We start from the raw sequence: 23147 nt of genomic DNA on the forward strand, positions 1-23147 counted from the left end.
CTGCCAGGAAGTCTCAAGTTTCCCGTCCAGCATCATAGCCGGGCTGTTGTCATGCCCCTCCTGATCGATCACGGAAGTGGCGGATGCGTTGCTTACAGTCAGCTTGTAACTGTCCCCCAGCGTCGCCGGCTGAGAAATCCGGTAAGCCGTCCAGTTTTCCTTCGCTTCCATCTCTTCCTGTTCCTGCCGTTCCTTCTCTTCCTGCTCCTGCCGCTCTTTTTCTTCCTGTTCTTCCTGTTCTTCCTGCTCCCGCTCTGCTTCCAGCTGTTCCTGCCGCAACTCTTCCTCTTTCTTCTCAGAGATCCAGTTATACGCCACGAATCCGATAGCCCCTGCCAGCAGAACTGCTACCAGCACCGCGATAACGATGATCAGCGGCGCCTTTGACTTTTTCTTCTCCGGCGGCGGCAGCGGCGCGCCGCAGTTCCCGCAGAACTGGGAATTCATTTCATTCTCATACCCGCAATTTGGACAACGCATACTTTTTCCTCCCTCTTTCTCTCAGGATCCGTTTAATGCAAAAGCGGCCTGGAGAAGCGGCTCCGACCAGGACCCGCCTCAGGCCGCATTTTTACAAAATATTCTTACAGTTCTTCCGGATCAAGATACCATTTCCCGTCAATCTTCAGTACCCGGACTGTTTCTCCCGGATCGGACTCCTCCTGTTTCGCGCCGTTCACATACAGCTTGTAGGAGAACTCCACTTCTTTTCCTTCTTCAATATCGCCCAGGAATCCCATGTAACTGCTCTCCAGGTCTTCCAGTTCAGATTCTGTCATGTCTCTGGCATTTCCGATCTCATAATCGATCTCAATGTCACCGGAATAATCATCAAAGGCATCTTCTATTTGTTCAATGACCATTTCTTCCATATCCTCGCGGTCCATACCACTCCAGGACTCTGCCACATCCAGATATTTCTCCGGGATCAGCTCCAGCGCGGCTTCCGCATCTCCCTCTTCCATCACCTTCACCAGGTTTTTGATGGGAGCCTCATAGTTGTCCCGGAAGAAGATCAGCTTCACTGCCACGATCACCAGGATCACCGCCAGCACGATAGCGCCGATGGCTACGTAAGGCGGACGCTTCTTCGCCGCCATGCCGGCCTGTCCGTACCCGCCCTGGGCATAACCTCCCTGGCTGTAATTTCCCTGATTATAACTGTAATTCTGGCTGGTTCCGCCGGGAGCCGCTCCATTCCCCGCTCCCGGGTTTGGCGCTCCCTGTACAGGCTTGATCGGCGCACCGCACTTGGGGCAGAACTTTCCATCTCCTTTGATCTCATTCCCACAACGACTGCAAAACATAACTTTTTCCTCCTACTCACATAATGTTCTGTAAAATGCTTTAATTTGCGTCTCCGATATATCCCTGGGTATCCAGTTCATGCTCCTTCTCACTTAAGAACTCGGCGTTTCGCCTCTCATAATCATTCAGTGTATAAGCGTAATTGTCATCAAAATCTTCCGGATCATAAAGCCCCTGATACCAGGACTTGGACTCAAAGTAGTCCATCAGTTCCTGGGACTTGAATCTTCGGCCATGTCTGGCATAGATCTCATTCTTCCCGTAATTGATCTCCTGGATGGTCAGGCCGGCCACATCCACATCGGTCAGATACCGGGAAGCGCTGTCCGGGAAAATGTAATCCCCGCCGGTCACATCTGTAGCCGGGTCTTCTGCAGGCTCTTCCGTCTTCCCAGTCTCTCCGCTGATGTCAGGCTCCTCATCTTCCGGTTCCCCAGTCGCCTCTTCCTGGCTCTCTTCCTGATCCTCCCGGAGTTCTTCCGTCACTTCCTGGTCGTTCCTCCCCTCCATATAGTGATAGAGAAACAAACCTCCAAAGCCGGCCAGCACTGCCACGATCAGAACTACGAGAAAGATGATCAGCCCTGTGTGCTTTCCTCTCCCCGGCCCTTCTTCCGGCAGATCGTCATATCCTGGCGCTCCCATATTTCCAGGATCTCTTAAAGGGCACCCGCACTCTCCGCAGAAAGTGTCTTCCGGTTCAACCGGCGCCCCGCATCGTGGACATCTCAGATTCATCTTCCCTTCCTCCTGCTTTGCTCATTTTCTTCCATTCATTTAATTCAGCTTGGTTCCGCAGGAAGTACAGAAAGACAAGTGATCTGCCAGCACCTTCCCGCAATTGGGGCAGACCTTTGTGCCCGGCTGAGGGCCATGGTTCTCCGGTCCCGGGGCCGGCTCCTTCTTCAGCGGGGTCCCGCAGATGATACAGAAACCCTGTCCCGGGGTGATCTCTGCTCCGCAATTGGGACAGGTTGGCCCCTTAGGCGGTTCCGGGATTGGGATCGGCTCCGGTTCTGACTCTGGTTCCGGGATCGGCTCCGGTTCTGGTTCTGGCACTGGTTCCGGGATCGGAATCGGCTCCGGTTCTGGCATTGGTTCCGGGATCGGGATCGGCTCCGGGATCGGCTCCGGGACCGGAGCTGTATGTTCGATCTTAGATCCACAATTTACGCAGAACGCCTGATCTGGCTCTACCGGCGCGCCGCAGTTGCTGCACACCTCTCCGCCCTGAGGCGGTACTGGCGCCGGGGCTGGAGCCGGATGTTCGATCTTGGCTCCGCACACGTTGCAGAACATGGAGTCCTGCGCGATCTGCGCATGGCAGTTGGGGCAGAAGATCACGCCTTTTACCCGCTGGATCTGTCCCCGCAGATCTGCGATCTGTGTCTCCAGCTCATCCAGCCTGGCAATGATCCCGGATTCCTCCGGGCCTGCCTCCTCGCCGCTCTCTTTCAGTTTTCTATAAGAAATCGCTCCCAGATCCGCCAGCACATCCTTCTTCTGCCCTTCCAGGTTCTTAAGCGCGCCGGAAAGCTTGGCGGAATCTGTCATCTCCCTGGTCTTCTGGATCGCTCCCTGTCCCAGGTTGGTAAGTTTTTTGTCGATATCATCCAAAAAAGCCATATCTATTTCCTCCTGAAATCCAATATATGTCTAATTTTATTCTTTTTTCTCTCTTTTGACAAGATTCAACAGGCAATCTGACGAAAATTTTACAAAAGCTTCTTTCACACTGTCTTTTAACTGGGCGTCCAGTCAAATCCCGCCGTCTCGTCGTGCAGGATCCCGCTGCTTTCCTCATAGGTAAGGATCCTCTCATCTCCGCCGTCCAGCGGGCTGAGCACATAGGTGGTCATATCTCCCCCGCCGGGCTTGGCCGTGATCTGATAGGTATATGTATGGCTCTCCCCGGTTCCGGACATCAGCTCTACGATCGTGGCAATTCCGGACTCTTCGATGGTCAGTCCTGTCCGCAGTCCGCCCACCGGCGCCACATAACTGTATTCCCCTACAGGAAACTTGGCCCCGGCCTCACCGGATCCGCCTGCCGTCTCATCCTGGCCGTCTGAAGACACGGTTTCTGCCTCCTCGATACTCACGATCCGGTAGGCGCCCTGATCATTGGGTTTCAGCACCGCCTTCTTCTCCGTGGTCTCCTGCCCGCTCTCGCTGCTGCGGCTGTAGGTGTAATACACTTCCATGGAATCTTCGGTATACTCCGCCCGGGTGATCGCGGCTTCGCTGACCCAGCTGATGGTAGCCGGCGCGAAGACAATCTTGTCCTCCTCCACATTTACGCCGTATTCCTGCCCGTCGTCATCATTTTCCTCTGTAAACTGATAATCACTGAAAGAAGAAAACATCCGGTTGACATCCGCCAGGGAATATTGGGCCCGCCAATTCGCGTCAGGCCCGTACTCTTCGATCACGCCCCCGCTCCGGCCGGAAGGCTCGCAGAGATTATTCAACATCTCCCGGGCCTCCTCCCGGGATAATCCCTGGGAAGGGATCTCCTGAGGACCGTAGGCAAGCACAAATTCCAGTTCTTCTTGGGTAAGATTCCCGGCGACCAGGTTTGGATAATCTTCTTCCTTTACTTCCTGAGGGGTCTCTTCCTGCTCCGGTTCCTTTTGCTCCTGCTGCTTCGCTTCGCTCTGCTCTGGCTGTTCCTGGACCACTGCCGGTTCATTTACTGCATCCAGGATCTGGTAGACGCCATAGGCTCCCGCGCCTCCGGCCAGGCACACGCCCACCGTCACAGCCGCCACTTTCCCCAGGGTAGTATGCAAGAATCCTGCTTTCGCCGCGCCTGCTGCTTTCGCTCCTGCCAGCCCTTTCCCGCTGGCAGAAACTTCCGCTGCGCCTGCTGCCTGTCCATGAGCCGCTGCCTGGGAAGCAGCCGCGCTCTGGCTGCTTCCCGCGGCACTTTGACGGGATACGGCCCCAAATACACTCTGGGCCACCGACTTTCCGCCTGCCGCCAGGCTCCCCGCCTTGTCCAGGTATCCTGCCTGGGAGCGGAGCAGATAGAGAAACAGTGGCAGCGGAGCCACGCTGTACAGCTTGTATCCCTTCTTCTGCAATTCTTCCGCCTTTTTCTTCAGGTTCTGTCTCCCATAGTTCAGCCGGGATTTGACGGTGTTCTCAGAACATCCCAGAGTGGCTGCGATCTCCCGGATGGACGCTCCCTCGATATGGAAGAGGAGGATACACATCCTCTGCTCTTCCGACAGGGAATCGATCATCTCCCGGACCAGCTCCTGGGTTTCCTGCCTTGTGTAGGAAAGCTCCGGCTGACTCTCAATGCTGTCATCCTCGATCCGGTATTCAAAATTCTCCCCTTCCTCCTCTGTCTCCATCTGGGAAAACAGCATGGGATTCTTCTTAACCAGCATATTTTTGGCGGTATTGGCCACGATCCTCCCCAGCCATCCGGGGAAGGCTTCCGGTTCCGTCAGCATGTCCAGCCTTGTAAATGCCCGGATGTAGGCTTCCTGCAGCACATCCTGGGCGGCCTCTTCATTTTTCATATACTGAAGGGCCAGATAATATTTACTCTTGTAAGTGGTTTCGTAGAGAAACCCGTATCCTCTCTCATCCCCCTGCCTTGCAAGGGCCACTGCCTCTTTATAATCCACGTCTTTCCTCCTGCCTGTTGCGGCGAAATTTTCGCCGGACTCTTATCAAATTATAAGATGCGCGTTACTTTCCGTCAATGTTTCCCAAGTTTCCCCATGGCCTTCAGCCTCCGCCGTACGATCCGGTAGGTATTCCGTTTCCCGGTTTCATTTCCCGGGCAGGCTTCCATGTCCCGGCGCACCAGACGGACAAACCACCGGATCACATTTTCATTTCCCCGGATCATAGTTAACGCCTCTGGTAGTAATCCGGATTCCAGCTGCTGTCAGCCGACTCTACGGTGATCATATTCTCGTCCGACGATAAGGTCACGATCAGCGGCTCGCAGGAACTGACCGCTCCGCCAAAGTCAAGGCTTATGCTGTTCTCATGTTCCGTCCAGGTTCCCACTTCCACATCTCCGTCCTCGTTGTATGCCGCCGTGCCGTCCTTTTCGATGGTAATCTCTACTTTGCTTCCACTGGTGGAGGTCCCCCCGTAGGTCCCTTCCCATTTGGGCCCTCCACAGGCACATAAAGCCGTCATTAAAGTGATCGCCACTGCAGCTCCTGATAACCGTTTCCAAATTTTTCCTGCTTTCATTTTCTTTTCTCCTTTTCTGTGGTTTTGTTAAGGACATTGGCTCTGCCCCTTTTCACAGACTAAGACAGGAGAAAAGAAGAAAAGGTTTTATGAAAATGAAATTTTTTTGTAAATTTTAAAAACGCAGACGCGCAGGCCTCTCTTCCCGCACATCTACGTCTCTTTATTTCTTCCTATTTCATAAGGATCCTCTGGAAGCTCTTCTTGCCTTTCTTCAGCACGATCCCCTCTCCGGCGAACTGCTCTTTCGTAAATTCCGCGTGGATGTCAGTTACCTTCTCTCCGTCCGCGGATACGCCTCCCTGCTGCACTGCCCGGCGGGCCTCCGACTTGGAAGGCACCAGGCCGCTGCGCACCAGAAGAGTAAGGATGTCGATCTTTCCTTCTTCCAGATCCTGCTCCACAAGTTCAGTAGATGGCATATCTGCCGCTGCCCCCTGGGAGAACAGGGCTCTTGCCGCCTCCTGGGCTTTCTTTGCCTCTTCCTCGCCGTGTACCAGCTTGGTCAGCTCGTAGGCCAGGATCTCCTTGGCAGTGTTCAGCTGGGCCCCTTCCCAGGAATCCATCTTGTCGATCTCCTCCAGGGGAAGGAAGGTCAGCATGCGGATACATTTCAGCACATCCGCGTCCGCTACATTTCTCCAGTACTGGTAGAACTCAAAGGGAGAAGTCTTCTCCGGATCCAGCCATACCGCGCCGCTCTGGGTCTTGCCCATCTTCTTGCCCTCGGAATTGAGGAGCAGGGTGATGGTCATGGCGCAGGCGTTCTTGCCCAGCTTGCGCCGGATCAGCTCCGTGCCGCCCAGCATGTTGCTCCACTGGTCGTCGCCGCCAAACTGAAGGTTACAGCCGTATTTCTGGAACAGCATATAGAAGTCATAGCTCTGCATGATCATGTAGTTGAATTCCAGGAAGCTCAACCCCTTCTCCATCCGCTGCTTGTAGCACTCCGCCGTCAGCATCCGGTTGACGGAGAAATGAGGTCCCACCTCCCGCAGCAGTTCAATGTAGTTCAGGTCCAACAGCCAGTCCGCGTTGTTCACCATCAGGGCTTTCCCCTCAGAGAAATCAATGAACCGGCTCATCTGCTTCTTGAAGCACTCGCAGTTGTGCTGGATGGTCTCCGGCGTCATCATGGAGCGCATGTCCGTACGGCCGGAGGGGTCGCCAATGTACCCGGTACCTCCGCCAATAAGGGCGATAGGCTTGTTGCCTGCGTCCTGAAGACGCTTCATCAGGCACAGCGCCATAAAGTGTCCCACATGCAGGCTGTCTGCCGTGGGGTCGAAACCGATATAGAAGGTGGCCTTCCCGCTGTTCACCAGCTCCCTTATCTCCTCCTCATCCGTCACTTGCGCGATCAGGCCTCTGGCCTGCAGTTCTTCATAGATTCCCATCGTTTTGTCTCCCTTCGTTTTCTCTATTTTTGAAATATTACAAATCCACATTCCGTGGGGTGGTCCAGCACGTAACCGTCTTTATATTTTCTGGCATACCAGACGATCAGAAGATCTCCTCCTGCACCCAGGATGTTCAGCATGGAAAGCCACAGCAAAGGAGTACTTCCTGTAACAAACGCCGCAAGATAAAAGCCTCCGCCCAGAACAAAGCCCGGGAGCAGCGCTCCAAAAATATATTTACCAGGCGTCAGCGGCTCCCTGCAGTGGCAGTAAGGCGTCAGCAATTCCCACATCACGCCGATATACATGCTCTTCCAGCCGTCTTTCGTCCCCAGGCACCAGCCTGCACCGTGGAGCAGTTCATGGATAAACGCTGTGACCAGAAAGACCAGGAACGTCGCCAGATAGTCCCGTCCCGCCAGCCAGACCGGCCCCCGGCCTGCCAGGATCCAGATCACCAGAGCCAGGATCACCAAAGGAAGTGAGGTCACCAAAACCATCACATTCGCTTTCACCATTGAGATCACTTCCGAGTGCTCCTGATAGCCCTCTTCCCGGAACTTACGCCGCTGGGCTTCATAGTTGTCCAGGATCTTCTGCTTCGCCTCGCTTACCTTTCTTTCCCCTGCCATCTTACCTTTCTCCTTTGTCAGGCTTTTCCCGCCAAACAAAAAACGTCCTTATCTTACGATAAGGACGAATCACTCCGTGGTACCACCTTGCTTCACCGGCAATTTCCCTATGCCGGCCTCATTCCGGCCGCCTCCTCAAGACAGCCCCGACGCAGTAACGCCCGTCACGCGGCGCAGCCTACTATCCTTCAGAGAAACCATCTCCTCCCGAATTCGGTGCGCGGCTCAAAGATGTATTCACAGCCAGTTCCTTCATGTGCCTCTCATCTGCCGGCAGCTTTCTGTATGGGTGTAAAGGTTGCTACTTGTTCTTGTCAAAGCCTTTGCTGTATCACTTGTCTGTGTGAAATCTTACCCTATTTACCCAGGTTTGTCAACCAGGTTCTTAGGTAAGTTTCCAGGTGGGGACGTGGTATTTTCGAAAATACTACGTCCCAGATTGAAAATACCCTGTCCCTTTTTGAAAATATGGACAATGTACTTTCAGACATTCCTTATTTTCCGCCGAAAATCCGCACCGGATCTGCTCTGGCAGTTCCATCTCAACTCCAAGGTTTTCTTTCGCAAAACCTACGGCTTCCTTCACTGCCGTAAAGCAATTCCGCTTACAGCAGCGGGGCCCTCCCAATTCAGCCAGGGCGCCCAGTGCCCGGGCCGTCATCTGATTGGACAGTCTCCAGGACTTGCCTGTCAGAGGGGTAGCTTTTGTGACAATACTTACAAACATCCCCGTGCTGACCGCAGCGCCGCAGCAGCCCCACATTCCACAGGCGCCGCCCGGATACTTGCTCCCGCGGGAGCGCATCTCCTCCAGCGCTTCTTTCAGATCGATCTGCCCGCCGCAGTTATGGTAAGCAGTCAAAAGCGCCGCTCCTGCCATGATATGGTGTTCCGGCCCATGCATGTAGATATAAGGATCTTCCATTAATTTCCGCATGATCTCAATGGGATTCCTGGAGACCGTTGTTTCACATTCCCGAAGGATCACCTCCACGCCTTGTTTTTCATGGCATTGATCACAAACGAAATGGCCTTCTTCACAGCATGCGTTACTCTCAAACTCCTTGTGGCAGAAGACACACTCCATTTTCTTCATCTTATCAAAATATCGGATCGGCTTGCCGCATACCAGGCAGGCCCCTTCTCCTCGAATCATTCTTTTCCCTCCATTTTTCAAAAAGGGACAGGGTATTTTCAATCTGGGACGTGGTATTTTTAAAAATACCACGTCCCCAATTAAATCTCTAATCGAATCCCATCCTTAAATACTGCCTTCAGTTCCAGGTTCTCGTCCAGTAGCACCAGGTCTGCTTTCTTCCCTGGTGTGATAGAACCGTACTGATCATAAATCCCCAGGCTTTTCGCCGGATTCATGGTTGCGCAGGCCACTGCAATCTCCAGTGGGACCTGCATTTCTTTCACTGCGGTCCGCATACAGTCCATCAGATTTGTCACAGAACCGGCCAGGGCTCCATCGGAGACTAGTGTTGCCCGGTTCCCTGCAACCGCCACATCCAGACCGCCCAGGGTATACTGTCCGTCCGGCATGCCGGTGGCCCGCATACTGTCGCTGATCAGGATCATCCGGTCTGCCCCCAGCATCTGGAACGTAGCCCGGACTGCTGCAGGATGAATGTGCACTCCGTCGCAGATGATCTCTGCATCCACCTGCGGGTTATCCGCCACCGCGCCTACCACTCCCGGCGCCCGATGGGTAAAAGGCGGCATGGCGTTATATAAGTGGACCGCATGGCTGGCTCCTGCCTGGAACGCCGCCATTGCGCTGTCGTAGTCTGCATTGGTGTGAGCCAGGGAAATCTGTACGTCACCTTTCATCTCCCGGATAAAATCTACCGCTTCCGGATTGCATTCCGGCGCGATCCCCACGAATTTCACCAGACCTTCCGACGCTTCCAGGAATCTGCGGCAGACTTCTGCGTCACAGTGGATAATATTCCTGGCGTCCTGCGCCCCCTTCTTCACTTCACTGATGAACGGCCCCTCCATGTTGATCCCCACCAGGTCCGCACCCTCGTGAAGTGTCCGCCGATACTCGGCTGCAGTTGCCAGGATCCGTTCCAGTTCCTCCACCGGCAGCGTCATCGTCGCCGGCGCGATTGCCGTAACGCCCACAGAAGCCTCATATTTCGCGATCTCCTGGATCGCCTCCAGATTTCCGTCACAGAAATCGTAGCCCTTACATCCGTGGAAATGCAGATCAATAAGCCCCGGAATCGCATAACAGCCTTCGCCGTCCAGCTCTATCCCGTCCCCGGCGCCTTCATTTTCCGCAAATCTGCCCTCCTCGATCCGGATCTCGCCCTCTTCAAATCTCTTATCTTCTGTATATACTTTCACGTTTTTAAGGATCATAGCCTTCTCCTCCCCGACCTGTCTTCGTCGTCAAAAATCACTTCTCTGACACATTATAGTATATCCTGATCGTCTGCGCAATCATTTGGGTACACCCCTTCGCGCATTTTGGTACAGGGCAATCTGCAATTTAGGACGTAGCCTTTTTACATTTTGCTACGTCCTGAATGAAAAAAATCTTTCCATCTGCTGATGAAATTGTTATACTTAAGGATAGAAGTTTTTCTACAATTGTCTATGAAGAGAGGGAAAATGTATGATTATCTGTAAAGCAAAAGATTATTCTGAATTAAGCCGGAAAGCGGCAAACATCATCGCGTCTCAGATCCTGATGAAGCCCAACTGTGTCCTGGGTCTTGCCACAGGCTCTTCTCCGGTAGGCACCTACAAGGAGCTGATCCAGTGGTATGAGCGGGGAGATCTGGATTTCTCCGGGATCACCAGTATCAATCTGGACGAGTACCGTGGCTTAAGCGGAGACAACGACCAGAGCTACCGGTATTTTATGAACACCAATCTTTTTGACCATGTAAATATCGACAAGGCCCGCACCAATGTGCCGGACGGACTGGAACCGGACGCTGCCAAAGCCTGCAGCGATTATGACCAGATCATCGAAAATGCCGGCGGTATCGACCTGCAGCTTCTGGGCCTTGGCCACAATGGACATATCGGCTTCAATGAGCCGGCGGACGCATTCGCCTGCGGCACCCAGTGTGTGGATCTGACAGAAAGCACCATCAATGCCAACAAGCGTTTCTTCGCTTCTGAAGACGATGTTCCGCGTCAGGCCTATACCATGGGCATCGGAAGCATCATGAAAGCAAGAAAGATCCTGGTAGTTGTCAGCGGCGAAGACAAAGCCGAAATCTTAAAGAAGGTTGTCTGCGGGCCCATCACCCCGCAGGTACCGGCTTCTGTCCTGCAGCTTCATCCGGATGTAACCATCGTGGCAGACGAAGCAGCTCTCTCAAAAATGTAAATGCAGGTTTATCGCGCGCCAAGAGGAAATCAAGCGGCTGCGCAGCGGACATTTGATTTCCTCGGCGCGATACCGACAGAATCAAAGAGTGCGAAGCACGGCAGCCGTGAAACGGCTGGATTCTGGAGGTGTGTTTGTCGAGAGGCGGGGACGGTTGATTGCTCCGAGGCTGACGCTTAACCTCCGCAATCATCCGACCCCCGCCTTATCGCCAACTGTCCCGACAAAGGCCTGAATTGCCAAGATGATTCTGCGGAAGAATATGAAACAGGGAAGCGCATACAGCCAGCAGATAGAACCATATGGAAGCGGTAGAATCCGTTACAGAAAAACACCTGCGATTTCATGGGAAGATTTGACTTCCAGTCAAATCTGAGAAGAGCCTGAGCAGAGAAATCATCAGATTTCCTTGCGAATTGCTCTGATCATGAAATCACAGGTGTTTTGATGTTAAGGATTCTTCGCGAACTTTTTTGGCTTCTATCTGCTGGCTGTATGAACTTCCCTGAGCAATTTTTTGTTCACAGAATCAGCGCGACAAACCTGCATTTATCCCAGCATCTCCAAAATCTCTGCCTTGGACTTGGCGCCCACTTCCCGCTTCACCATCTCGCCGTCCTTGAATACAGCCAGCGTTGGAATGGACATTACCCGGAACTGCCTTGCCAGCTCAGGATTTTCATCCACTTCCACCTTGCAAATCTTCTTATCCGTCACCTCATCTCCGATCTCCTCAATGATCGGTCCCACCATCTGGCAGGGTCCGCACCAGCTTGCCCAGAAATCTACCAGCACCGGTACCTTTGCCTCTAATACTTCCTCGTTGAAATTATCCTTCGTCAAATGAATTACTGCCATATTTATCTTCCTTTCTTATTGTGATTTTGTTTTCTTGATAACTCTATTATAACCCTTTTCTCCCGGATTTCTGTGACCAGGTCACATTTCCCGGTGATTTTTCAGAAACCGGCGTTTATACTTCAGCTTCGCGTAATCCGTTACCTGCTTCAGATACACGGGATCCGCCAGGCCTCCGGCGACGCCAAGGACGGGGATGCCCTGGATAAATTTCATATACAGCATCGCCTCTGCCAGACTCCTGGACGCATTGCGAATCCCCTGCCGCCTGTCCAGAGAAATCACCGCTGTCCCGTCGATCCAGCCATTCAGTTCCTTATTATTCTGCAGCAGCGGTCCGCCTCTTAGGAACGCAGTCTCGATCAGCTTCAGGATAAAGCACTGCTCCTCTTCCGTCTCATAGGAAAACCCATAACTCAACGCGATCTCGTAAATGCTTTTCAGCAGTACACCTGTAAAAATTGGGATGTCCGGCAATCCAATCCCCAGAAGTCCCAGCCCTGCGCCTTCCACACCGGAAATCAGGAGATTCTTCGCGTTCCCGGCCTCCGCCTGCCTGGAGAACGCCCGCACCGTCTTCCGGCTCGCGCCCAACCTCGCCGCATACTCATTGACCTGATAGGCTTGCCGGTGTTTCTCCTTATTATAAGTTTTCTCGATCACGCTGGTCCCTTTCTCGAAAACCAGCGCGAACGCTTTCTGAAACGCGCCGTTTAAGGTCTGTTCCAGCTTTTCGGGTATTTTTTCGGAAATTTTTTCCTGCATCGGCGAAGACTTTTCCTCCTGCCGTTTTCTCAGGTAGCGGGCTTCTTTGCGCTCCAACGCCGCCTGCTCTTTTGCCCAGTGATTTCTGGAAAACATCCTTTCGCCCCTTTCTCTATTCTGGTCTTTTAGTCTTTTTCAGATATTCTCCCACCATCCGGAACTCATCCGGGTAAATGCAGTTGGGAAGACTTCCGTCCAGAACCCTTGCCATACATTCTTCATAGTCCATCCACATCACCGACTCTACTTCCTCTTCCTGGAGATGCAGATCCCGCTCCTCCACCGGCCTGGTGTACACATACACGCTGCTCAGTTCATTGTCCCGAAACAGCCTTCCATGAAAAACTGCCTCAAAAGAGCCGTGATGAATCCCGACGTAACCTAGTTCCTCCGGTGCAGCCTGGATCCCCAGTTCCTCAGCAAGTTCCCGCACTGCTGCCGGCAGAGGCTCATCGCCGGCCTCCACATGCCCTGCCGAAGAAATGTCATAACAGCCCGGATTGGAATCCTTCCCTGCGCTTCGCTTCTGCAAAAGCACATCCCAGCCGTCCTTGCCATTCTCCCGGACGATCCAGGTATGGACCGTGGCGTGAAGGCTCCCCTCCCTGTGGGCTACGCCCCGCTCCCGGACGATCCCTGTCTTGCTCCCGTCCGGGTTCAGGATGTCAAAAAGCTCCAGAGGCTCTCCATCCAGCGCCGCGGACACAAGCCTGTCCTGTCCGTCATACACAAGCTTCAGAGAGAAAAAATCCTTCCTCTCATCCAGCAGCCGGAAGAAGATCTTGTCCCCTTCCCAGAGGTTCAGTTTCCACACGTCTTCTATATCCACCCATTCCAGTTCCCCTTCGTCACAGGGAATGGCTTCCCCTTCGAATCCATCCGCTGTAAAAAGAGACATATACTCAGTCACTCCATTTCCCGAGACAAAGGTCACGCCCCCCCGGTACCGATAAGACGTAAGCCGATATCCGGTCTCCTCCCTCACTTCCCGCAGCAGGCATTCTTCCGGACTTTCATCCGCCTCAAAATGGCCGCCCACCCCGATCCATTTATCCTTATTCACATCATTTTTCCTCACCGTCCGGTGGAGCATCAGATATTTACCGTCCCGCTCAATGTAGCAGAGCGTACTCAATTGTGCCGTCATTCTTCTCTTCTTCCTTTTTTATCTCATTGTGGTATAATTATCCTTATTCTACCTGAACCATGGAGGAAATGCAATGGAACGGACTCTTACTTATCACATCCGCGAGACAGAAGCCGGCCTTCGGATCGAACAGTTCCTGCGGCGAAAGGGCTACTCCGCCCAGAACCTGACCCAGATCAGACAGATGCCGGAAAGCGTCCTGGTAAACGGTTCTTTTTGCTATCTGCGCCACACACTTGCCGCCGGCGATGAACTTCGCATCCATATCCAGGAGACAGAAAGCTCCCGCCAGATTCTGCCCGTCCAGCTTCCTCTTAACATTGTCTATGAAGATGAAGACCTGATCGTAGTGAACAAACCTGCCGGCATGCCCATCCATCCTTCCCTGAACAACTATACCAACTCTCTGGCAAATGGCCTGGCCTGGTACTACCTGCAGCAGGGGAAACCTTTCATCTTCCGCTGCTGCAACCGTCTGGACCGGGACACCTCCGGCCTTACTGTGGTGGCAAAACATCTGGTCAGCGCCAGTATCCTGTCCTCCATGACCAAGCGCAAAGAAGTCTGCCGGGAATACCTGGCTGTAGCAAGAGGACATGTCATGCCGGAATCCGGCACCATCACCGCCCCTCTCGCCCGCAGGGAAGGCACCATCATCGAACGGGTGGTAGACTGGGAGAAAGGAGAGCCCGCGGTCACCCACTATCAGGTTGTCACCGTAAGAAACGGGCACAGCCTGGTCGCCCTGCGCCTGGAGACCGGCCGCACCCATCAGATCCGGATCCATATGAAATATCTGGGTTATCCGCTGATCGGAGACTATCTCTATAACCCGGATATGGAACACATTACCCGTCAGGCCCTGCACTCCCACCGCCTGTCTTTCCCCCATCCCATCACCGGGGAAGCCATGTGCTTTGAGGCTCAACTTCCAGAGGACATGAAACAGGTGCTGGCACTGTGATCACACCGGAAGACTGTCCCTTACGCACAGCGCGCCATACCCCACCTGGGCGTTGGGATACTCCTCAAATCCCGGGAGCGGCTTTGCGCCCCGGCGCAGATATGCCTTGACCTTCTCCCCGTAGAGATAGGGGTCATTGTCCCGCACAATCCCCCACTCCATAAGAAGAGCAGCCCCGCTGGTCACAAAAGGCGTGGCAAAGGAGGTTCCGGTAAATGCACCTCTTCCTCCGCCCGGCACAGGCGCCTCTACTTTCACCCCCGGCGCTGCCAGATCCGGCTTGGAACCTCCCCCTTCCCTTACATAACCGCGGCCGGAAAAATCTGCGTAGGCCAGGGTCCGGCTGTTGTAAGCCCCCACCGAGACCACCCGTCCGGCCGTGGCAGGAATGGTAATGGTCCTCCCTTCCGTGGGATAGAGAAATCCGGTCCCCCGGTTCAGAACGCTCTCTCCCGGCAGCCACAGTTCATACTGGCCGGACAAGACTCTCCTGGGGGACAGTACGATCCGCCACACGCCCCCGCGGATATAATCTCCGGCCGGAAGCAGGTCGATATAGATCTCCTGGGCCATACTGTAGGGACTCGGCTCCCCGTAATACAGCAGGATCTCCGTATCTCCCGCCAGAAATCTCTGAGACCCCAGAACCTCCGGGATCGGTCCTGCCCGCAGACCGGAAGGGTCGATCAGGGTGATGTCCATCACGTCAGTGTAGGCTTTCCAGATCTGGATATTCAGCGCAGGCTGCCGCTCCTGCACCGCCAGCTCGATCACTTCCTCCTGGTCTTCCCGGACTCTCCCGGCAGTGTGCCCGGCCCCGGCCGCTTCATTGCCCGCCCCCACGCAGATACAGTTCTTCCAGATGTTGGAGATATCGTCAATGAACCGCTCCAGGAGGGAGGTGCCGTCATGGGGACCATACGTATTTCCAAAGCTTATATTCACCGCCACCGGCATCTGATATTCCACTGCCTTGCGGATCACATAGTCAATTCCCATCATCAGCTCCGTGGTCCTGGGAAATCCATCCGGTAATGGATTCCCCAGCTTCACTACCAGAAGTTCACTCTCCGGGGCGATCCCCGCAGCGATCCCCGCCACCGCCGTCCCGTGTCCGGAGCGGTCCAGGGAGGGCACGATCTTGAGTCTCTCCTCCTCTGATCCCGCCTGCAGGGCCTCATTGATCCTTTCCGCCCCGTATTCCCGCCCGTATCCGTATCCCCCGGGAGGCTCTTCTCCCGCCGTGTCAAGAGACTGATCCCAGAGACTTTTGATCCTGGTGGTTCCGTCCGCCCTGCGAAATTCCGGCAGGCTGTAATCAATGCCGGAATCGATCACCCCCACCAGCACTCCCTGTCCCAGAAGAGAAAAGCGGGCGTCCTGTACCTCATTGATACAAGACACCCGCCTCCCTTCTTCCATCTGGAAATACAGCCGTTTAGGCTTTTCCACATATTCTACCTCCGGCAGCGCCGCCAGCTCCTGGATCCTGGATTCCGCCACGGTCACCACCGCATATTCATTCAGAAGCTTTGTCGTCCTTGCGGCAATCCCACGGACGCCCTCAAGATCCCCGGAATATTTGATGATCAGATCCCACTCCCGCTCTCCCGGATGATAACCCACCTCCAGTTCCAGGGACTTCTCCCTCTCTTCCTGGGTGGCGTCAAGCGCCAGATTCAAAAGATTCTCCGTCTTCTGCCCTTCCATCTTCCACCTCATTTTTGTTCCATGAATTCCTCATTCAGATAAGGAGCCAGACTGGCCGGGATGAAATATCCCCTGGGATGGCGGCACACCGGGCACGCCTGGGGCGCCATCTTCCCATGGTAAATGTGGCCGCAGTTCAGGCACATCCACGCCTCTTCCCGGCGGCTTTCAAAGTATTGATTTTCTTCCAGAAGCTCTGCCAGCTTTCCGAACCGTTTCCCATGCACCGCCTCGATCCGGGCGATCTGGATAAAGGCGGAGGAAACTTCCAGGAATCCTTCCTCCCGGGCAGTCTTGCCAAAGGCCTGGTACACATCCCCCGCTTCTTCCATCTCATTGTGCTGGGCCGCCCGCAGAAGCTCCGCCACATTGTCGAACTGATCCACCGGGTAGCTTCCGTCGATGGCAATGGTGGTCCCGTTAAGATTCTTCAGAAGATCATAAAATCTGGCTGCGTGGGCCCGCTCCTGGTCCGCGGTAAAAAGGAAGATCTGGCTGATCGCAAAAAGCCCCTGCTCCCTGGCGGTCTCCGCCGCGATGGTATAGCGGTTCCTGGCCTGGCTCTCCCCCGCGAAGGCCCGCATCAGATTCTCCCTGGTCCTGCTCTCTTTAAATTCAACAGCCATGTCACACACTCCTATCTGTTTTTAATAGTAGTATGTGCCATGGCTGTCTGTTTATTCCTGCAATCTGTTTTTAGTTGAATCCGATCAGCCGTCTTGCCACCGTGTAGGCAAGAGAGGAGATCTTTCTGCCGGATTTCCCCGGGATGTTCATGGTCTGCCCCAGGATCCCGTAACGGATCTTCAGGAAAGTCTTGAAATCCTTCTTCTTAAGATACCGCCACAGTTCTTTCTTCTTCTCCAGGTTCTCCGGGTTCTTGGACCGGATCAGAAGGATGGAAGAGACGGTCATCATAATGGCCAGATAGTCGATCATGTAGCGCCGCAGCTTCTTACACTCGATATTCTTAAGCTGATACATGCTGATCATGGTCTTGGTCACAAAGATCTGCTGATCCACCCGGGCGATCATGATCTTCTCGTTGACCGACTGGTCTTCCCGCCCGATGAAATACCGGTAAAAATCCACGTCCAGATAATAGATCTTGCGCACGAAAGGAAGGGGATAATATACATAAATATTATCCACATAGAAGGTATGCTTCGGCAGCTCCATCTGGCTGAGCTTCAGCATGTCGGTCCGATAGATGACCGAATGCATCAGGATATACTGATCCAGATGGAAATGTCCGATATCCTCCCACCGGAAGATCTCGTCCTGGGGAAGCACATTCCGGTAATGGATGCATTTCTTATGGGAAGCGCCCACCTTCTCATAGACATAGTTGGAAACCAGCATATCCACTTCCTGTCCCTCTTCCTCAAACTTCTTCAGGGTCTCAAGGATCTTGTGCAGCGACTCCTCGTCCACCCAGTCGTCGCTGTCCACCACCTTGAAATATTTCCCGGAAGCGTTGGAAAGTCCGTGATTCACTGCATCTCCGTGCCCCCCGTTCTCCTTGTCCACCACCCGGATAATATCCGGATATTTCTCCTGGTACTCATGGGCGATCCTGGAAGTATCATCCTTTGAGCCGTCGTTCACGATGATGATCTCCACATCCTCCCCGCCGGGCAGGATACTTTCGATCGCATGCGACATATAATCCTGGGAATTATAGCATGGTATTGCAAATGACAGATATTTCATTGTGTATGTCCTCCTCATATTCTTCTATCAGTATAAGTCATTCCCGGCTATTTTCCAACAAATTTCTAAAAGATATACCCGATCTGATTGTAAAATCCGGGAATTTTCGCTATAGTAGGCTTATACGCAGTACGAATTGGAGGGATCATCAATGAAGAAAAATATTATCGTAGGACAATCCGGCGGACCTACCGCTGTTATCAACGGCAGCCTCTACGGAGTGGTTACTGAGGGACTGCGGCACCCGGATGAGATCGCCCATGTCTATGGTATGGTAAACGGGATCGAGGGATTCCTGGCGGACCGGTTTATGGACATGGAAGCTCTGGCGGAAAACGGCGAGCTGGAGTTTGTCCGCACCACCCCGGGGGCTTACCTTGGCTCCTGCCGCTACAAGCTGCCGGAAGACTTGAAGGATCCGGTCTATCCCCGGCTCTTCCAGAAGCTTGAAGAAAAAGAGATCGGCTACTTCTTCTACATCGGCGGAAACGACTCCATGGACACGGTGAGCAAGCTTTCCCGCTATGCCGCCGGGATCGGAAGCGACATCCGTTTCATCGGCGTGCCAAAGACCATTGACAACGACCTGGTGCACACCGACCATACGCCGGGATACGGCAGCGCCGCCAAATATGTGGCCTCCGTTGTCCGCGAGATCACGGCGGACGCTTCTGTCTATGACAATAAACCTTCCGTGACCATCGTAGAGATCATGGGACGCCACGCCGGATGGCTGACCGCAGCCAGTGTGCTGGCCCGCAAATTCGAAGGAGACAACCCGGTTCTTGTATATCTGCCGGAAGTTGCCTTTGACCAGGACGCATTTATTGAGAAAGTAAAAGAAAACTTAAAGACCACCTCCAACCTTGTGGTCTGCATTTCAGAAGGGATCAACGATGGAAAGGGTACCTTCATCTGCGAGTATGCCAGTGAAGTGGACACCGACAATTTCGGCCACAAGATGCTCACTGGCTCCGGAAAATATCTGGAGAATCTGGTGAAGGAAAAGCTGGGCATCAAAGTGCGTTCCATTGAGCTGAATGTATGCCAGCGCTGCTCCAGCGCCCACCTGTCAGGCGTAGACCTGACCGAGGCCATCAACGCCGGAATCTACGGCGTACAGGCCGCCCTTGCAGGAGAGACCGGCAAGATGATCACCTTCCTTCGGGGCCGCAGCCTGCCCTATGAATTATCCTACGGCACCGCAGATGTAAACGAGATCTGCAACGAGGAAAAACCGGTTCCCACAGAGTGGATCACCAGGGATGGCTCCGACTTAAGCCCGGACTTTATCGAATACGCCAGACCCCTTATCCAGGGACACGTAGAGCTTCCCACCAAAGACGGTGTGCCGGTATTCGCTTACCGGAAGTAGCGTGTTCATAATTTGTTCATCTTATTTTCAAAATTCTTTTACTACTTTAACATTCTTTCTTCACAGCTCTTGCGTATACTAAAACCATCGAAAGAGAAAAAGACCACTGACGAGTAGTAAGCTACTATTTTGAATAAACTTTTTCATAATACATGCCGGGGACTGAGAGATCAGTCACCCGGCATCCTCCCTTTTATGAGGCTATTTCTTCCTTCTCCACAGCAGCCACCCGCTTCCGCCTGCGACTGCTGCCAGTCCAGAACCGCCGATCATCCAGGGCGCTATACTCCCTTTCTCTTCCTGCGCTGGTGTTTCTTCTGGTTCCTCTTTCTCTTTTGTCAGCCCCAGCCGCCGGGCCACCGGCTCCGCCACCTTCTGCAGAAGATTCTTCTCCTCTGCCACCCGGATCAGGATCTTCTCCTCCGCCGAATTCCCGGCGTAATCTTCTGCCTTTACCCGGATCTCATAATTCCCGTAATCATCCAGCGTATATTGATAGGACTCCCGCCCGGGAATAAGTTTTTGCTGTTCTCCGTTGATCCGCACTTCTTTGATCTCATCCTCCGCTTTCCCTGTCTTTACCCGGAAGACCGCCTGTTCTTCATAGGTCCCTCCGTCTTCCACATCCAGGATCTGGATCTGGGGCGCCGTGTGATCTACCATAAACCCGGCGTTCGCCCGGGCAGTATTTCCGGCCGCGTCTTCCACATAGACTTCCAGCACGTGCCACCCTTCTTCCGTCACTTCTTCTCCCATGGAGTAGAGACGGCCGTCCAGGCAAAGTTCATAGGAATAGGTGGTAAAATCCTGGATCCACTTCTTGGCCGGGGTGTCCCAGACAAACTTCTTCATATATTTTCCCCGCAGCTGATCCACAAGACGGATCACCGGATCCTTCTGGTCTATGATCACCTGGAGTTGTTCTTTTGCTTCCCGACCTGCCTGATCCCGGGCCGCAAGGCTGATCTGATAGATCCCGTCCTCTGTCAGTTTCCGCTCGGCCTGCTTCCCGGAAGCGCTGTCCTTCCAGGAGACTGCCTTCAGGGTTTTCTTCTCCCCGTCTTCATTCTCCCAGATGGTCTCCTCCCTGGCCGTATGCAGGACATTTTCCTCCTGCACCTGGCTCACCAGAGTCACCGGCCGGCTGCTGATAAGATAATCGGAAGCTCCGCTGATCCGGATCTTCGGATCTGTCCGGTCAATATAGACCCGCTCTGTCAGGCGGCTTTCATTTCCCGCCCTGTCCCTTGCGGTCACTTCCACCACCGCTCCCTGCCCTGCCGCAGAGGCTTTCTGAATGGTAAAGGCAGTCTCTCCTTTCTCCGACACGCCAATCTTCTCTCCGTCCACCAGACAGCGCACCGTTTCAACTCCGCTGGTCTTATCCCGGCCTTGCACCGACAGCTTCACATCCCCCAGATACCAGGCGTCAAACCCGTTAGGAAGGCTCATGCTGATCTTGGGCGGCCGGGTATCGACCCGGATCTCCACCGTCTCCGCACACCCCTCTATCGGTTTCTTGTCTTCTTCCATCCAGACCGTAAGCTGGTTGCTTCCTTCTTCCCAGTCTCCCAGGATCGCCTTCTCCCCCTCCTTCTCAAGGCTCCCCTCCGCCAGGATTTTGTCGCCTGCAGCCGTCCGATATCTGGTGATCCCGCGCCTGCTCACATGAGTCAGGGTTACTTCCGGCTTATGGCGGTAATACCCGTTTCCGCCATCCGGCGGAATTACCTTAAGCTGAAACTTCTTAACCGGCTCTTCTTCCGGCTCCTCCGGTTCCTCTTCTTCTCCTTCATCCGGATCTTCTGTTCCTTCCCCTTCTTCCGCAGATCCTCCTTCTTCTGTCTGCGTCGGATCCTCTCTGTGTTCTGCATAACCTACTGCCCCCTGCTGAAAATAGATCAGTGCCAGCACCAGGCACAGCAGGATTATGGATCGGCCTTTTCTGCCCATACTTTTCCTCCTTCCACGTTGATTCCGTATTCTCTCATCAGCTTCTGAAACTCTTCTTCTCCTGCAAGCTTCGGACACTCCTTCAGGAACCTCTCAATGGTCTGCAGGCACAGCTCCCGGTCCTGCCCCGAGGCCTCCAGAAGATCCTTAAGGAATGTGATCCGCAGATCTGCGGAGTCGGGGAATTCCCGGATCCCCTCTTCCAGCCGCCCTGCCGCTTCCCTGGATTTCCCCAGGGTCTCCAGAAGGGACGCCGTTTTCTTGTACAGTTCTTCCCGTTCTTTTGCTCCATCTTCTTCCTCCATCTGTTCCTCATACATGGTAAGGGCCTCTTCTTCTCTCCCCAGTTCTTCCAGCGCGGCAGCAATCATTCCCCGGACTTCTGCCTTCTCTTCTTCTCCCCCTTCCTCCAGGCAGCTCTTTCCCAGGCGGACTACCGCCTCCTGGTCCGCCTTTGTGTCCAGCTGACGATATCCAAGGAGCACACAGCGGCGATAGACAAGGGCTTCCTTTTCCGGCAGTTTCTCTGCTGCCTCCTCGATCCTGCGAAGTCCGGCCCGGAAGCTCCCTTCCGCCACCGATTCCCCCTGCAGGCTTTGGCACAATCGTTCCAGTTCTTCTGCCAGCGGCTCCCCTTCTGCCTGCCCAAAATATGCCTCCCCTCGCTCAAAATCACCAAGTTCTCCCAGGCAGAGCAGCCCCAGTTCCAGATAAAGAGGACCCGTCTCCCCGCCAGCTTCTCTCTTTTGCGTTTCCTGTTCTTCTTTATTTTCCTCCCGGCCGGCAGCTGCAGCAGCCTCCGGCTCTCCCGGGCAGCAGCGAAGGAAACCTGCCAGCGCCGCCAGGATTCCCAGCGCTGCCACAGCCGCCAGGGCTTTGTGGGGCCTCCATTTCCATTCTTTTTTCTCTTTTGGTTCTGGTAAATATCTTGGAATCTCTGAAATTGTCTGAAATGCTTGTTTCGACTGCCTTTCCAGGCATCGGGATATGACTTTTCTGAACTTTCTCTCTTCGCCGCCAGTCAGCCGCGGCTCAAGCTCTGCTTCTGAGAGCAGATACTGCAGGGTCCGTCCAAACCCATAGATATCAAGTCCGGCGCTTGCCCGCTGATAATAGGGCGCCTCCGGGGGCAGGAAATGTTCCCGGACGGTCCTCCTTTGCATTTTCTGCAGCGTTTCTTCGTTGGAGGGAACGCCCAGATCCAGGAAATAAAGGTTCCCATCCTCCCCCACCACTACACTGTAGGGGTTCACATACTGATAAAATTTCTGTTTCCGGCACCGGTGGATTTTCTCCAGCTGCCGGGCAAGAAGACGGACCATACGGACAAACTCCTGCTTTTTCATCACACGGTGGTATTTCAGCCACCCCATCAGAGGCGTTCCCCGGATACAGCCGGAACTGATATAGCACACCTGGTTATGCTCAATAAGACGCAGCACGTCATATTCGCCCTTTTCCGTCATCGGCATCACCTCACATTTTCATTGCTAAAATTTTTCTGAAATTGGAAAATGTTTTGATTGTTTCAAGAACTTTTTTGAAGGTTCAGAACTGATAGAGTGATTTTTATATTACTGGATTTCCCCGGAAAAAGCAAGCCCATTTTCCAGAAAAAATGCACGCTGAAGTGAAAAGTTTATTTCCACTTTGAAGGTGGCAAAGTAGATTTTAGTCTTTCACTCATTTCCACTTCCCTATATATGGCATTTAGTCTTACACTTTTCATGTTAGGCAGTCGCC

22 protein-coding genes are annotated in these 23147 nt (G+C 53.7%); 3 read left to right on the forward strand and 19 right to left on the reverse strand.

Annotated elements, in window-relative coordinates; translation table 11 throughout:
• From ACML7B_RS04295 to nagA, 11 genes are all read right to left on the reverse strand, one after another.
• Positions 1 to 480 (reverse strand): zinc-ribbon domain-containing protein (locus ACML7B_RS04295; protein WP_418539438.1); only part of this gene is annotated, 480 nt, incomplete at its 3' end.
• Positions 481 to 584: 104 nt separating this feature from the next.
• A complete protein-coding gene (locus ACML7B_RS04300) occupies positions 585 to 1307 on the reverse strand; it encodes a zinc-ribbon domain-containing protein (protein ID WP_346706986.1) in 723 nt (240 codons plus the stop codon).
• Between the two features lie 40 nt (positions 1308 to 1347).
• Positions 1348 to 2046, reverse strand: coding sequence for a YARHG domain-containing protein (locus ACML7B_RS04305; protein ID WP_346706987.1), 699 nt, complete (start codon positions 2044 to 2046; stop codon positions 1348 to 1350).
• Positions 2047 to 2085: 39 nt separating this feature from the next.
• On the reverse strand, positions 2086 to 2934 hold the full coding sequence (locus ACML7B_RS04310; RefSeq protein ID WP_418539439.1) for a zinc ribbon domain-containing protein: 849 nt from the start codon (positions 2932 to 2934) through the stop codon (positions 2086 to 2088).
• Between the two features lie 116 nt (positions 2935 to 3050).
• Entirely contained in the window at positions 3051 to 4949 is a 1899-nt protein-coding gene (locus ACML7B_RS04315) for an RNA polymerase sigma factor (RefSeq protein ID WP_418539440.1), read from the reverse strand.
• A gap of 74 nt (positions 4950 to 5023) precedes the next feature.
• Positions 5024 to 5176 carry a hypothetical protein gene (locus tag ACML7B_RS04320; RefSeq protein WP_418539441.1) on the reverse strand — a complete coding sequence of 51 codons (153 nt, stop codon included), beginning with the start codon at positions 5174 to 5176 and terminating at the stop codon, positions 5024 to 5026.
• 2 nt (positions 5177 to 5178) lie between these two features.
• A complete protein-coding gene (locus ACML7B_RS04325) occupies positions 5179 to 5532 on the reverse strand; it encodes a hypothetical protein (RefSeq protein WP_418539442.1) in 354 nt (117 codons plus the stop codon).
• Between the two features lie 173 nt (positions 5533 to 5705).
• Positions 5706 to 6929 carry a tyrosine--tRNA ligase gene (gene tyrS / locus ACML7B_RS04330; RefSeq protein ID WP_106788820.1) on the reverse strand — a complete coding sequence of 408 codons (1224 nt, stop codon included), beginning with the start codon at positions 6927 to 6929 and terminating at the stop codon, positions 5706 to 5708.
• A 23-nt stretch (positions 6930 to 6952) separates the two neighbouring features.
• Positions 6953 to 7564, reverse strand: a complete 612-nt coding sequence (locus ACML7B_RS04335; protein WP_418539443.1) for a DUF3267 domain-containing protein — start codon at positions 7562 to 7564, stop codon at positions 6953 to 6955.
• A 427-nt stretch (positions 7565 to 7991) separates the two neighbouring features.
• Entirely contained in the window at positions 7992 to 8720 is a 729-nt protein-coding gene (locus ACML7B_RS04340; protein WP_418539444.1) for a DUF5714 domain-containing protein, read from the reverse strand.
• 80 nt (positions 8721 to 8800) lie between these two features.
• The gene (gene nagA, locus ACML7B_RS04345; RefSeq protein WP_346706994.1) at positions 8801 to 9937 is read right to left on the reverse strand and encodes an N-acetylglucosamine-6-phosphate deacetylase; all 1137 of its coding nucleotides are present in this window, start codon (positions 9935 to 9937) and stop codon (positions 8801 to 8803) included.
• Between the two features lie 256 nt (positions 9938 to 10193).
• Here nagA and nagB point away from each other — a divergent pair, with 256 nt between their 5' ends.
• The gene (nagB, locus tag ACML7B_RS04350) at positions 10194 to 10919 is read left to right on the forward strand and encodes a glucosamine-6-phosphate deaminase (RefSeq protein WP_106788824.1); all 726 of its coding nucleotides are present in this window, start codon (positions 10194 to 10196) and stop codon (positions 10917 to 10919) included.
• A 549-nt stretch (positions 10920 to 11468) separates the two neighbouring features.
• Here nagB and trxA read toward each other — a convergent pair.
• The 3 genes from trxA to ACML7B_RS04365 all read right to left on the reverse strand — a co-directional run bounded on the left by trxA (position 11469) and on the right by ACML7B_RS04365 (position 13689).
• Entirely contained in the window at positions 11469 to 11777 is a 309-nt protein-coding gene (gene trxA, locus ACML7B_RS04355) for a thioredoxin (RefSeq protein ID WP_106789959.1), read from the reverse strand.
• Positions 11778 to 11858: 81 nt separating this feature from the next.
• Positions 11859 to 12638, reverse strand: coding sequence for an EcsC family protein (locus ACML7B_RS04360; RefSeq protein WP_346706996.1), 780 nt, complete (start codon positions 12636 to 12638; stop codon positions 11859 to 11861).
• 16 nt (positions 12639 to 12654) lie between these two features.
• On the reverse strand, positions 12655 to 13689 hold the full coding sequence (locus tag ACML7B_RS04365; protein ID WP_418539445.1) for an NUDIX domain-containing protein: 1035 nt from the start codon (positions 13687 to 13689) through the stop codon (positions 12655 to 12657).
• A 73-nt stretch (positions 13690 to 13762) separates the two neighbouring features.
• Here ACML7B_RS04365 and ACML7B_RS04370 point away from each other — a divergent pair, with 73 nt between their 5' ends.
• Complete coding sequence (locus ACML7B_RS04370; protein WP_418539446.1) at positions 13763 to 14653, forward strand: RluA family pseudouridine synthase; 891 nt, start codon at positions 13763 to 13765, stop codon at positions 14651 to 14653.
• Here ACML7B_RS04370 and ACML7B_RS04375 read toward each other — a convergent pair whose 3' ends face one another.
• The 3 genes from ACML7B_RS04375 to ACML7B_RS04385 form a co-directional block, all read right to left on the reverse strand.
• On the reverse strand, positions 14654 to 16363 hold the full coding sequence (locus ACML7B_RS04375) for a S8 family peptidase (RefSeq protein WP_418539447.1): 1710 nt from the start codon (positions 16361 to 16363) through the stop codon (positions 14654 to 14656).
• Between the two features lie 8 nt (positions 16364 to 16371).
• Positions 16372 to 16989: a rubrerythrin gene (rbr, locus tag ACML7B_RS04380; RefSeq protein ID WP_346707002.1), complete on the reverse strand. Its 618-nt coding sequence runs from the start codon at positions 16987 to 16989 to the stop codon at positions 16372 to 16374.
• 70 nt (positions 16990 to 17059) lie between these two features.
• A complete protein-coding gene (locus ACML7B_RS04385) occupies positions 17060 to 18076 on the reverse strand; it encodes a glycosyltransferase family A protein (protein WP_346707003.1) in 1017 nt (338 codons plus the stop codon).
• Between the two features lie 151 nt (positions 18077 to 18227).
• Here ACML7B_RS04385 and ACML7B_RS04390 point away from each other — a divergent pair, with 151 nt between their 5' ends.
• Positions 18228 to 19451, forward strand: coding sequence for a 6-phosphofructokinase (locus ACML7B_RS04390; RefSeq protein WP_418539448.1), 1224 nt, complete (start codon positions 18228 to 18230; stop codon positions 19449 to 19451).
• A 201-nt stretch (positions 19452 to 19652) separates the two neighbouring features.
• Here ACML7B_RS04390 and ACML7B_RS04395 read toward each other — a convergent pair whose 3' ends face one another.
• Positions 19653 to 21404 carry a hypothetical protein gene (locus tag ACML7B_RS04395; RefSeq protein WP_418539449.1) on the reverse strand — a complete coding sequence of 584 codons (1752 nt, stop codon included), beginning with the start codon at positions 21402 to 21404 and terminating at the stop codon, positions 19653 to 19655.
• Complete coding sequence (locus ACML7B_RS04400; RefSeq protein ID WP_418539450.1) at positions 21380 to 22870, reverse strand: hypothetical protein; 1491 nt, start codon at positions 22868 to 22870, stop codon at positions 21380 to 21382. Before ACML7B_RS04400 ends, ACML7B_RS04395 begins: the two co-directional genes overlap by 25 nt.
• Positions 22871 to 23147: the final 277 nt, after the last annotated feature.

Source organism: Massilistercora timonensis (genome assembly GCF_048354975.1).
Lineage (GTDB): Bacteria > Bacillota > Clostridia > Lachnospirales > Lachnospiraceae > Massilistercora > Massilistercora timonensis.